Genomic DNA, 12,747 nt, shown 5'->3' with positions numbered 1-12,747 from the left:
TTCTCCTTAGCCCAATAGAGTGCGCAAGTGCGCCGCAACGCCATCCTGCGTTACCGTAGTTTGCTCACCAGAGCGCAGGTCTTTAACCACCACTTCGCCGTTGGCCACTTCGGACTCACCCAGCACCAGTGCAATACTTGCGCCCCACTTATCGGCACGAGCAAACTGTTTTTTAAAGTTGCCGCCGCCGTGGTTGGTCATCAGCTTTACGTCCGGCAGCGCATCGCGCACGCGTTCGGCAAGCTGCATCGCCGCAGACTGCGTATCCGCACCTGAGGCCACCAGGTATATATCGACAACAGGATCGGCTTTAAATTCCGGATTAACTGCCTGAACCAGCAAAACAAGTCGCTCAAGGCCCATCGCGAAGCCTACAGCCGGTGCTGCGCGACCACCCAGTTGCTCGACCAGTCCGTCATAACGACCGCCAGCACAGACGGTGCCCTGCGAACCGAGGCTGGTGGTGACCCACTCAAATACGGTGCGGTTGTAGTAGTCCAGACCGCGCACCAGACGCTGGTTAACGGTATAAGCAATGCCCGCCGCTTCAAGCAGCTTGCACAGGCCAGCAAAGTGTTCGCGGGAATCCTCATCCAGGTAGTCACCCAGCGCTGGCGCATCGTTCAGCAGCGCCTGTACGTCAGGATTTTTGGAATCGAGTACGCGCAGCGGGTTGCTGTACATACGACGTTTACAGTCTTCGTCGAGCTTCTCTTTGTGTTGTTCCAGGAACGCCACCAGCGCATCGCGATAGTTCGCACGCGCTTCCAGAGAACCGATAGAGTTCAGCTCCAGGGAAACGTGCTCAGAAATACCGAGCGCACGCCACCAGCGGGCAGTCAGCATAATCAGTTCGGCATCGATATCTGGTCCTTGCAGACCAAACACTTCCACGCCAAGCTGGTTGAACTGACGGTAGCGGCCTTTTTGCGGACGTTCGTGGCGGAACATCGGGCCGATATACCACAGGCGCTGCTCCTGATTGTACAGGAGACCATGTTCGATGCCGGCGCGTACGCAACCCGCCGTCCCCTCAGGACGCAGGGTCAGGCTGTCGCCGTTGCGGTCCTCAAAGGTATACATCTCTTTTTCAACCACGTCGGTTACTTCGCCGATCGCGCGTTTGAATAACGGGGTCTGCTCTACAATCGGCAAACGAATTTCGCTGTAACCGTAGCTGCCGAGCACCTGCTTCAGTGTGCCTTCAATGCGCTGCCAGATGGCGGTTTCGCCAGGCAGATAATCGTTCATGCCGCGGATGGCTTGAATGTTTTTTGCCACGTTTATTCTCTTTCTATATACAAAAAAGAACCCAAAGAATGGGTTCAATCATACATGGGAAGCAGCCTGCTTCCCATCACGTTATTTTTCAGCCTGCTGAACGCTGATGCGCTGCGCTTCGTCCATCATCGTCGCTTTTGCGCGAATGCGGGCTTCAAGCTGGTCGATCATATCACTATTATCCAGACGATCTTTACGAACGCCATCTTCATAGAGACCACTTTTCTTGTTACCGCCGGTAACGCCCAGCGTGGACACCAGCGCTTCACCCGGACCGTTCACCACGCAGCCGATGATGGAAACGTCCATCGGGGTGATGATGTCTTCCAGACGCTGCTCCAGGGCATTCACGGTGCCGATCACGTCAAACTCCTGACGTGAACAGGTTGGGCAGGCAATGAAGTTGATCCCACGCGCGCGGATACGCAGTGATTTCAGGATGTCGAAACCGACTTTGATCTCTTCCACCGGATCGGCGGCCAGGGAGACGCGTAACGTGTCACCGATGCCTTCAGAGAGCAGCAGGCCGAGACCAATTGCCGATTTTACCGAACCGCTGCGCAGACCGCCCGCCTCGGTGATGCCAAGGTGCAGCGGCTGATCGATCTGTTTTGCCAGCAGACGATACGATTCAACGGCCAGGAAGACGTCAGACGCTTTCACGCTCACTTTGAACTGATCGAAGTTAAGGCGATCCAGATGATCGACGTGACGCATGGCGGATTCGAGCAGCGCCTGTGGCGTCGGCTCACCATACTTTTCCTGGAGATCTTTTTCCAGAGAGCCAGCGTTTACGCCGATACGGATTGGAATGTTTTTGTCGCGGGCGCAGTCAACCACCATGCGAATGCGCTCTTCGTTGCCGATGTTGCCTGGGTTAATACGCAGACAATCGACACCGTATTCAGCGACTTTCAGCGCGATACGGTAATCGAAGTGAATATCGGCAACCAGCGGAACGCTCACCTGCTGCTTGATCAGTTTGAACGCCTCAGCGGCGTCCATGGTCGGCACTGAGACGCGAACAATGTCCGCGCCGACGCGTTCTAATGCTTTGATTTGATTAACCGTCGCTTCTACATCCGTAGTACGCGTATTGGTCATCGACTGGACGGCGATAGGCGCCCCATCGCCGATTGGCACGTTCCCAACGTAAATCCGTTTCGATTTTCTACGTTGAATAGGAGCCTGGTTATGCATGTAAAATCTCCCGCATTGCCCGTCTGTTACTGTGCTGCTGATTGTTCGGCATTAACGGTAAGACGCGCAACCTGGTTAGTTCTGATAAAGCGGCTCAGATCGACAGCTTTTCCTTGATACTGGATCTGTACCGCTGCCGGTGCGCCGATTTTAAGCTTGTATGGTGCCTGGCCCGTTAGATTTAACGTGCCATCTTTACGTTGCAGGCCGCTGAACAGCTTTTTACCTGTCGCGTCAGTCACTTCCAGCCAGCAATCAGCCGTGAAATTCATCACCAGCGCATTCGGGTCAACGGCAGGTGCCGCCGTACCCGCCGGGTCAGTTGGCAGTGACGCCGCGGTGTTATCTGCCGGTGCCGTTGCCACAGGGGCGGTATCAACATTGGCCTGAGAAGGTGATACGACCGCGTACTGATCCTGGGCCTGGGTGGCTGGTGCGGTATTCGCCGTCGCTTCTGGCGTCGCCGCTGGCTCGGTTGCAGGCGTGCTGGTTGCTGCCGCCTGAGGTTCGCTGGAGGTCGCAGCCCCTTCGGTGCTCAACGGCACGCTTTGCGCGCCGTTAGTACCAGACTGATTAAGCTCAGCGGAGGACTGATCGGCCATGGTGGTGATCTCTTCCTGTTGCGCTTTGTGGTTTTGCCACCACCATGCGCCCGTCAGCCCGACAACCACGAACAGGACCAGCCAGGTAAAGCTCATCAGCCAGCCATCGCGTTTTTTACGACGTTTACCCAAAGAGAAGCTTTGCATCGGCGCAACTTTTGCCGCACGCACAGGCGCCTGCTTCTCCATCATCGGCAGTAATTCGTCTTCAGGAATATGAACCAGTTTGGCGTAAGAACGGATATAACCGCGCAGAAACGTTGAAGCCAGATCGGCGGGCGCCTTATCTTCTTCAATGTCGCGAACGGTGGAAACCTTCAGGCACAGGCGTTCTGCAACGGCTTGCTGGCTGAGTCCGAGTTGTTCACGGGCGTTGCGAAGACGAACGCCAGTGGAGAGTGCTGCATTTTGATCGTGAGTGGCTTCAGTATTCATTCGCTACAACTACTGGTACGTGAAAATAAGGGTTCAGGTGCCGGTGAGTCACAATGCCACCCGCACCGCGAAACTTTAGGTCAGTTAACCTGGAACAAACAGTATAAGACTGTCGGGCCGCAGATGACAGCGCTGGCAGGCCTTCACGCTAAACTGTTGTTACGTCGTTACATACTGCCCGAAAGTCGTATGAAACGCACCGTAATTATTAATCAGTCGTGATGATTGTGGCTGGTTATTCAGTAAATTAATGCTTCACGGCGCAAAAAATGCGCCGTGTCTGCATAATAATCAAACGGTTTTAACCGCGATTGACTCACCCTGCATACGCTTACGCAGCGTACGTTTGGTACGGTCAATAACGTCACCCGCCAGCTGACCACAGGCTGCGTCGATATCGTCGCCACGCGTTTTACGTACGATGGTGGTGAAACCATACTCCATCAGCACTTTTGAGAAGCGATCGATACGGCTGTTCGAGCTACGGCCATACGGCGCGCCCGGGAACGGGTTCCATGGGATCAGGTTGATCTTACATGGCGTATCTTTCAGCAGTTCAGCCAGCTCATGTGCATGCTCGGTACCGTCGTTAACATGATCCAGCATCACATATTCAATGGTCACGCGGCCCTGGTTAGCATTGGATTTCTCCAGGTAACGGCGCACGCCAGCCAGGAAAGTTTCGATATTGTACTTTTTGTTGATCGGCACAATTTCGTCACGGATGGCGTCGTTTGGCGCGTGAAGGGAGATGGCCAGCGCAACGTCAATCATGTCACCCAGTTTGTCCAGCGCAGGCACAACGCCGGAAGTAGAGAGCGTAACGCGGCGCTTGGACAGACCAAAACCGAAATCGTCGAGCATGATTTCCATCGCCGGAACGACGTTGGTCAGGTTGAGCAGCGGTTCACCCATCCCCATCATCACCACGTTGGTGATTGGACGTGTACCGGTGACTTTCGCTGCACCCACGATTTTCGCGGCACGCCAGACCTGGCCGATAATTTCCGATACGCGCAGGTTACGGTTAAAGCCCTGCTGCGCCGTAGAGCAGAATTTGCACTCCAGCGCACAGCCCACCTGAGAAGAGACGCACAGCGTGGCGCGATCGTCTTCCGGGATATACACGGTTTCAACACGCTGATCGCCAACGGCAATGGCCCACTTGATAGTGCCATCTGAAGAGCGCTGCTCTTCCACCACTTCCGGTGCGCGGATTTCCGCCACTTCTTTAAGCTTATTGCGCAGCACTTTGTTGATGTCCGTCATGTCATCAAAGTTGTCGCTGCAATAGTGGTACATCCATTTCATGACCTGATCGGCACGAAACGGCTTCTCGCCCATCTCTTTAAAGAACTCGCGCATCTGCTGACGGTTCAGGTCCAGCAGGTTAATTTTTCCATTTTTATTGGGAACCGCAGGAATGGCGACTTCGGAGGTATTCACTAATTCAGACATAATTTTTTCCGGCCTCGTTGTTACACGTTGTGGCCCTTGGTGGGTTGAAAAGAAACGCCCCGGTAAGCAGTCTGCTCGTCCGGGGCGTTGCATTGTACAAAGTCTGGCGCAGGGATGCCACGTTTGCACGCGGCATTTACGAAATTATTAGCGAGTGCGCGGGCACACTTCGCCTTCTGCAAAGAAGAACGCGATTTCGCGCGCAGCAGATTCAACAGAGTCGGAACCGTGAGTGCCGTTCTCGGTGAAGCTGTCTGCGTAGTCAGCGCGCAGAGTACCTGCCAGCGCGTTGTCCGGGTTGGTTGCACCCAGCAGATCGCGGTGACGCTGTACCGCGTTTTCGCCTTCCAGTACGGATACCACGATTGGGCCAGAAGTCATGAACTCGACCAGACCGTCAAAGAATGGGCGACCTTCGTGCTCAGCGTAGAAACCGCGAGCCTGTTCAACGGTCAGGTGCAGCATTTTGGTGCCAACGATCTTAAACCCTGCTGATTCAAAGCGAGCGAAGATGCTGCCAATAACGTTTTTTGCCACCGCGTTTGGTTTGATGATGGAAAAAGTACGTTCAATAGCCATTGATAACCTCTGTAAAATGTTCTGTTGTTTTTGCATACCTGAGTATGGTGTGGCGCGGATTATAAAGAGCAATAGCGCCATTGCCTATGGTTATGCATAACATTTTTTTAAAATGAGACGAAGATTAGCAACAGCTCGTATTTCGCATGCCGTACTGATGGTGAAAACAGAGCGGACACTGCTTTTCATCAGAACTAAATGACCAGAAATGACGGTGGCACGTCAAACAAACGGCTTCATATGCCGGTATGGTCACGCTTTTCGCTGTCCCGTCTGTTTGCGTCACGTTTATCGCCGCATGCTGGCATACCGCTTCGCAGCCGCCACACCCCGTACAACGTCCGGTTTCCACGACCAGTTCAGCGTTCTCAAACCGAATCGCGTTTTCCGTACAACTCCGCCAGCACGCGCCGCAGAGTACGCAGGATTCGGTATCGAGAGTTATCTCTGCCTCGCTAAACGCAGAAAACGCCCTGCGCAGCTCACGCTGACCGGGCACGACGCAACAGGCCCGGACATCCTCACGGGGAACGTGCATCAGCGCACGCCGGGCGGTATTTACCTCGTTGACGGGTATATGTTTAAACGCCCACGCTGCTTCACCACGTCGACGAAGCGCCAGATTCAGCCGGGCAATCGCCAGCAACCAGTCAGGATTCTGCTCCGCGTCGATACTGATAAAACGAACGTGGTGCTGCGCGTGCCACAGCAGAAGCTCATTCACCCCTGGCGCACGGTCAGTAAAAGGCCCAACAAGCGTATCGCCACACAGAAAACGTTTTCGCGGCGTGATGCCGGTGATGGCTTCAGCGGGGCAGACAAACAGGCAGTCACCGCATTCAATACAGCGGCTGTCATCAACCGAGACGCCGGTGTCGTTAAAAGAAAAAGCCTGCACGGGACAGACGTCCGCGCAGGCGCAGCAGGAAGAGTGGCGAAAACGGCGACGGACGCACGCATGCGTCACGTCCATCGCCGGGGCAAAGGTTAATCCGCCCATCAGCCAATACTGAAGAAAACAAAGCGCAGCATCAGCTCACCCACAATCAGCAAGGCGCTGCCCAACAGCATTGTGCCTCGCGCCGCTTTTAAGCCGCCCGCAGCAAAGCACAGCATACCCGCAACGGAAACGCACCAGCTCAGCAGATGCACGGTTCGCAGTTGCTCCAGCATTTGTAACGGTGCGTGTGGGAACGTCACAACGGTGTTGTCCATAGCCGTAATATCTGCCAGCCAGACGGGCTGCATCACCAGACGTGCAATCACCAGCAGCGTGATAATGACAATCGCCGTTCGCACGCGAGTCTGGGAACGTGCCCCAACGGCCATGCAGGCTGAACCGATAATTCCCACCGAACCGATAAACAGCACCAGGGTATTAATGTGATGCCACGTCACCACGGATGCATGCATGTAGATCTGCGCCATGCAGAACACATCCACCAGCCCGACAAGACCTGCCACAACCAACAGCGGCTTCCAGCCTGGTTTTTTGACAAACATCAGCAGCGTTGCGAGGCCAAGTGCCGCAAGATAAAGACTGGCAAAGATAATCTCACGGCTCAGCCAGGAGCTGGATACGTGACGCAGCGCGTTGAACGCATTAAGTGGATAACCCATGTGCAACGCGGAGGCGAGCAGACCGAGGCTGGCCAGCACAAACGCTCCGGCAGCCGGCAGCAGCACGCTGCGTTGCGTGCTTCCGAAGGCCAGCCACAGCGTAACGCCAACCGATCCTTGCAGGAACAGCGTAAAAATCAGCAGCGGTAACTCATGCATGACGTTTCCCCTCTTTCTCTGCGCCCTGATGCGCTTTGATCACCAGGTTCGGTTTGGTGATGGAGGAATCAGGCAAGCCTTTCACATCACAGACCGCACCATACTTCGCCCGCAGTTCATCAATCGGCCCGAATTTAATCGCTTCGAGAGGACAGGTTGCCACACAGACAGGCTGTTCCCCCTTCGCCTGTAGATCCACGCAGAAATCACATTTGGACATCTGCCCGGTCTGCTCGTTGAGCTGTGGCGCGCCGTAAGGGCATGACCACGCGCAGTAGCCGCAGCCGACGCACTTATCAGTATCTACGCGCACAATACCGTCCCCCGGACGCTTATGCATCGCAGTGGTCGGACAGTTTTTGGTGCAGATTGGGTCGGCACAGTGGTTACAGGAGATAGAGAGCGTGTAGGCAAAAACGTTATTGCTGACGCCACCCTGCCCGGTCGGGATAAAGCTCCCGCCATTAACTTCGTACACGCGACGGAAACGACGTCCGACCTCAAGGTTGTTTTTATCTTTGCACGCCACCTGACATGCTTTGCAGCCCGAGCAGCGAGAAGAGTCGATATAAAAACCCAGCTGTTTGTCGCTTACCGGTGCGTAATGTTTAAACTGACTCATGCTTTAGCTACCTCCACCAGCATGGTTTGATGGGAATTCCCTTTCGCAAGCGCGGTAATACGTGCGGAACTGAGCACGTTCGCGCAGCCGCCCTTATCAATACCCTGCTCGTCCGGCTGCCACCAGGCACCTGCCTGCATGGCCACAACGCCTGGAATGATGCGCGGCGTGACCTCCGCCGGGATCTCGCAAATGCCGCGCGCGTTATGAATACGCACGGTATCTCCCTGCGCAATGCCGCGATTTTGCGCATCCTGCGGGTTGATCCACAGCTTTTGCTGCTGCGCCTCAATTAACCACGGGTTGGCGTACTGGGTGGAGTTAGCGCGGTTTTTTCCTTTCCAGGTGATCAGCTGGAGCGGGAAGCGTTTCGCCAGCGCGTCTTCCGGCCCTTCATGGGCAGGCACGTAGTGCGACAGCGCCGGAATTTCCGGGTGATGCATGTCGTACAGACGCTTCGAGAAGATCTCAATTTTTCCGGACGGCGTCGGGAACGGATGATTCTGCGGATCGCGAATGTTGTCTTCAAAGGCGACGAACGGCGCGCTTTTGAAAAGGTGCTGACGCGTCTTCTGTAGCGTCGCGAAGTCCGGCAGGTTTTCGTCAGGCATGGAAAGACGCGTCTGCTCCCAGATGTGCTCAATCCATGCTTTTTCGTCACGCCCTTCACTGAACGCGGGTTCGACGCCAAGCTTAGCGGCGACCTCCCGCAGCCAGTCGTAGTCTGAACGGCGTTCAAATTCAGGTTCAATGAGCTTTTCTGACAGGATCAGATAGCTTGCCGTGCCCCAGGTTTCGCCGATATTCCAGCGTTCCATAAAGCTGGTTTCCGGCAAAAGAAGGTCGGCGTATCGGGCGCTCGGCGTCATAAACAGATCGCTTGCGACGATAAACTCGATTTTCGACTCGTCTTCCAGGACACGGGTTGCCTGATGAAGATCCGGGTTCTGGTTAGCCAGATAATTTCCCGCCAGCGAGAACAGGATGCGGATATTGCTGTCCAGCTTTTCGGCATCCTTCAGGCCGACGTCCGCGGTGACCTGAGAGGCATCGTCGGCGGCCTGCACCCAGTTCATCACCGATATTTTGGCTTTGACCGGGTTGTCCGGCATTTCTGGTCCGGCGGCAAATTTCCGGTTTGCGCAGCCGCCATAGCCCGCTGCCCAACCGCCTTTCACCCCGACGTTACCCGTGAGCGTAGCCAGCAACGTCGAGCCGCGCGCGGTGCGCTCGCCGCAGTTATGACGCTGCGGTCCCCAGCCCTGGATCAGCGCAGCGGGTTTGGTGGTTGCGTAGTCGCGCGCCAGTTGCCGAATTGTTTGTGCAGGCACGTGGGTGATTTTCTCTGCCCACTCGGGCGTTTTCGCCACGCCATCTTTTGCGCCGCTCAGGTAAGCCATCAGGGATTCATTGGCCGGAACGCCTTCTGGCATAGTGTCTTCGTCAAAGCCCAGGGTGTAGCGCTGAATAAAGTCGCGATCGTGCAGGTTCTCCGTGACGATCACATACATCATCGCGTCCATCAGGGCGTTGTCCGTGGTGGGAAGCAGCGGGATCCACTGATCGGCCAGGGAGGAAACCGTATCGGAATAGCGAGGGTCGACAACAATAAAGCGAGTGCCGTTTTGCTTCATCTTCTGGTAGAAGTGGTTGCTGTGACCAAAGATCGTTTCCGTCGGGTTATGTCCCCAGAGGATGACCAGTTTGGTGTCCAGCAGCGTGTCCAGAGAACTGCCGCTGGCAGCGGTGCCATAGGTATACGGCGTTGCTGCCGCCGTGTTACCCATACTGACCGAGTGATAGCTTTCGAGATAGCCGCCGGTTAAGTTGAGCAGACGACGAACCATTTTATCGCCGGAAAAAGTCCCGCCGGACACAGCGGTGCCCACATGAACATAGCGTGAAGCCGCACCGTATTTTTGCGTAATAGTTTTTAATTGATTCGCAATAAGAGTGGTGGCTTCATCCCAGGTAATACGCTCGAATTTTCCTTCGCCACGTTTCCCTACACGTTTCATTGGGTATTTCAGCCGATCGGGATGGTAAACAAATTTCCGATAAGCCCGGCCACGCACGCAGGCGCGCATTACGGGCATTTGCGGATCCAATGCGTTATCCGGACGCGTAGAAATTCGGGTCACAACGCCCTCACTGACGTGAGCACGAATATCACACTTGCCGCCGCAGTCAAACGTACTACAGGTTTGCACCACTTTTTCTTCAGGCGTAGTGTCTGAAACCGCCGCGCCCTGTGCCTGTACTTTGCCGGTTTTGACGACAAAAGGCAGAGCGGCGAGCGCCGATCCTGCCTGAATAAACTGACGCCGGGATATGGCGGGAATAGTCCCCTCTCCCTGATGTTTATTTTTTTCCATTGCTCGTTCCTTAAAATAAAAACGCATTCTCGTTTTTTTTCAGGAACGGATATTGATAATTATCAAGCTAACTCTTGAGGAGTAACACTTAGCGATCTAACTCAAAATTGACCGTCGCCGTTTGTCCTGTTTCATCTAATACAACTAACTGATATTTACCCGACAAATATAATTGCAGTGAATAATTCTTCTGATGTCCGTCCAGCGGTTCTCCATTCAAAAACCACCATCGTTGCCCCTCCCCGCCGCTGGTTGAAAAGAACAGGGTCATGTTTTTCTCACCCGGAAGACGTTTAATTACCGCCCCTTCTCTGACGCCTGACAACATCAGCGGCGCCGCATTATGATTATCCAGCGGAGGGCAAACCGCTGAACGGGCGGGGAGACGAGCGGCCCGTTTTTCGGCAGCAGGCAGCCAGGGCTCCAGCGGCAGCGGCCAGACATCCAGCACTTTTTCTGTCGCATCAGGACAATCCGCTGCGACGCGTTTGCCTTCTTTATCCAGCCAGACCGGGAAACGGATCCCGCGAATACCTTCCTGTTCCGGCAGCAGCAGCGTAGGCGGTTCACTGCCTTCCAGCAGCCAGGTTGACAGCCGACGCCGACAGTTTTCGTTCCCTTCAGGCAGGGACTGGCCCCCCGGCCAGCAAATCACGCCCCGTCCTACGCTTGCAGGACGCGGATCGCGCGGCAGACGGGCTTCATCCACCATCGAGCGGGACTGAAGCATGTTATTGACCTGATTCAGGAGCGGAACTGCGCTGGCGAAACCAAACTGCCCGGCAACGGGCGTGCCGTCCGGACGTCCGGTCCAGATTCCAATGACATACCGGGCGTTCAGCCCGATGGCCCAGGCATCCCGGTAGCCGTAACTGGTGCCCGTTTTCCACGCCAGCGGCGCAACCTGGGGCAGCGCACTGTCCGGCAGGGGCTGTGCTTCACTGGCGAGAATGCGACGAATGATCCACGCCGCCCCCTGCGACAGCAGCGGACGTTCGATCAGCGGATCGCCCGGCTGTAAACGCAACCGGCCCGCCTGACCCTGCCGCGCAAAGGCACTGTAGGCGGCAGCGATATCAGCCAGGCGTGCGCCTGCGCCACCCAGGATCAGGGAGAGGTTGGGCTGCGCCCCCGCGGGGAGTATGAGCGGTAATCCCGCGTTGCTCAGCATGCCTGCAAAACGTTTTGGGCCGTACGCTTCCAGTACCTGCACCGCAGGCAGGTTGAGGGAACGCACCAGGGCTTCGCTCATGCTGACCGGCCCATGGAAACCGCTGTCAAAGTTGCCGGGGCGATAATCCCCCGTTTTTCTTGGAACATCCTGTAATAACGAAGCGGGATGGATCAGGCCATCGTCCAGCGCCATGCCATAGATGAATGGCTTGAGGACCGATCCCGGCGATCGGATCGCATTGACCATATCCACGTGACTAAAGCGACTGCCATCATTGATATCTACCGAGCCTACCCAGCCACGCACTTTCATGGATGTATGATCCACGACGATCATCGCCAGTGAACTGCGGGCAGGCAGGCGCGATTTCCAGTTCATTGCCAGCTCTTCAAGCTGTCGTTGCAAAGCTGCATCCAGCGTGGTGACTATTTTTGTGTCGCGGCTTTTACTCAACATCATGCGGGAAAAGAGCGGCGCCAGCTGCGGCATCTGCCGGGGGGCCAGCCAGACCGGCTCTTCACGGGACTCTTTCACCTGCTTCTCAGACCAGACGCCCTGAGTCAGCATGCGGTCGAGCACTTTGTTCCGCGCCGCTTCGGCACGTTCCGGCCAGCGGTCGGGGCGCAGACGGCTGGGTGCCTGTGGCAGTACAGCCAGCAGCGCCGCGTCGGAATAGCTCAGCTGAGACGGCGGTTTGCCAAGATAAGTCCAGCTTGCCGCGCCCACGCCCTGCAACGTGCCGCCAAACGGGGCACGGTTGAGATACAGCGTCAGGATTTCACGCTTGGAGAGATGCCACTCCAGCTGCATCGCCCGCCACAGCTGACGAATTTTACCGCCAAAGGTACGCGGATGCGGATCCAGCAGGCGTGCCACCTGCATGGTAAGCGTGCTCCCGCCAGAAACCACTCTCCCGGCGGTGAGATCCTGCCAGGCGGCACGCAGTACAGAAAGCGGATTGACGCCAGGGTGATCCCAGAACCAGCGATCTTCATACTGGATCAGCGCCTCAAGATAGCGTGGGGAAACCTCTTCAATGGTAACCGGATAGCGCCAGATGCCTTCGCTGTCGGCAAAACGCCACAACGGAACACCCTGCTCATCCACGACCACTCGCGCAGGGTTGACCTCTTTCAGGGGCAATGGCCACACGCGGTCAGCGGCGACAATCAGCCCCCCTAAAAAGAGAAGCGCTCCCGCAAGCCACAGCCAGCGGGAGCGAATCAGGCGTGCTATCTGCAT

10 protein-coding genes are annotated in these 12,747 nt (G+C 55.9%); all 10 read right to left on the bottom strand.

Annotation, left to right across the window (positions count from 1 at the left end):
• Window positions 1-6: 6 nt before the first annotated feature.
• The 10 genes from hisS to pbpC all read right to left on the bottom strand — a co-directional run bounded on the left by hisS (window position 7) and on the right by pbpC (window position 12,747).
• Window positions 7-1,281 (bottom strand): histidine--tRNA ligase, encoded by a 1,275-nt coding sequence (hisS, locus tag ACOTZP_RS09510; RefSeq protein ID WP_022649001.1) that lies wholly within the window; start codon window positions 1,279-1,281, stop codon window positions 7-9.
• A gap of 81 nt (window positions 1,282-1,362) precedes the next feature.
• A complete protein-coding gene (gene ispG / locus ACOTZP_RS09505) occupies window positions 1,363-2,481 on the bottom strand; it encodes a flavodoxin-dependent (E)-4-hydroxy-3-methylbut-2-enyl-diphosphate synthase (protein ID WP_421633699.1) in 1,119 nt (372 codons plus the stop codon).
• Window positions 2,482-2,507: 26 nt separating this feature from the next.
• Window positions 2,508-3,518 carry a cytoskeleton protein RodZ gene (rodZ, locus tag ACOTZP_RS09500; protein ID WP_271074810.1) on the bottom strand — a complete coding sequence of 337 codons (1,011 nt, stop codon included), beginning with the start codon at window positions 3,516-3,518 and terminating at the stop codon, window positions 2,508-2,510.
• A gap of 291 nt (window positions 3,519-3,809) precedes the next feature.
• Window positions 3,810-4,976, bottom strand: coding sequence for a bifunctional tRNA (adenosine(37)-C2)-methyltransferase TrmG/ribosomal RNA large subunit methyltransferase RlmN (locus tag ACOTZP_RS09495; RefSeq protein WP_003860623.1), 1,167 nt, complete (start codon window positions 4,974-4,976; stop codon window positions 3,810-3,812).
• Window positions 4,977-5,123: 147 nt separating this feature from the next.
• Entirely contained in the window at window positions 5,124-5,555 is a 432-nt protein-coding gene (gene ndk / locus ACOTZP_RS09490; protein ID WP_003860625.1) for a nucleoside-diphosphate kinase, read from the bottom strand.
• A gap of 124 nt (window positions 5,556-5,679) precedes the next feature.
• Window positions 5,680-6,555 (bottom strand): 4Fe-4S binding protein, encoded by an 876-nt coding sequence (locus ACOTZP_RS09485; protein ID WP_063138178.1) that lies wholly within the window; start codon window positions 6,553-6,555, stop codon window positions 5,680-5,682.
• Entirely contained in the window at window positions 6,555-7,334 is a 780-nt protein-coding gene (locus tag ACOTZP_RS09480; protein WP_032623777.1) for a dimethyl sulfoxide reductase anchor subunit family protein, read from the bottom strand. The genes ACOTZP_RS09485 and ACOTZP_RS09480 overlap by 1 nt, the downstream gene beginning before the upstream one ends.
• On the bottom strand, window positions 7,327-7,956 hold the full coding sequence (locus ACOTZP_RS09475) for a DMSO/selenate family reductase complex B subunit (protein WP_022649006.1): 630 nt from the start codon (window positions 7,954-7,956) through the stop codon (window positions 7,327-7,329). The genes ACOTZP_RS09480 and ACOTZP_RS09475 overlap by 8 nt, the downstream gene beginning before the upstream one ends.
• On the bottom strand, window positions 7,953-10,331 hold the full coding sequence (locus ACOTZP_RS09470; protein ID WP_023306701.1) for a DMSO/selenate family reductase complex A subunit: 2,379 nt from the start codon (window positions 10,329-10,331) through the stop codon (window positions 7,953-7,955). The genes ACOTZP_RS09475 and ACOTZP_RS09470 overlap by 4 nt, the downstream gene beginning before the upstream one ends.
• Before the next feature lie 88 nt (window positions 10,332-10,419).
• Entirely contained in the window at window positions 10,420-12,747 is a 2,328-nt protein-coding gene (gene pbpC, locus ACOTZP_RS09465; RefSeq protein WP_421633698.1) for a peptidoglycan glycosyltransferase PbpC, read from the bottom strand.

The organism is Enterobacter cloacae complex sp. SYL001, assembly GCF_049237025.1.
In the GTDB taxonomy this organism is placed as follows: Bacteria; Pseudomonadota; Gammaproteobacteria; order Enterobacterales; family Enterobacteriaceae; genus Enterobacter; species Enterobacter intestinihominis.
The sequence above is the reverse complement of the archived record's forward strand: the minus strand, read 5'-3'. Positions and strand labels throughout refer to the sequence as shown.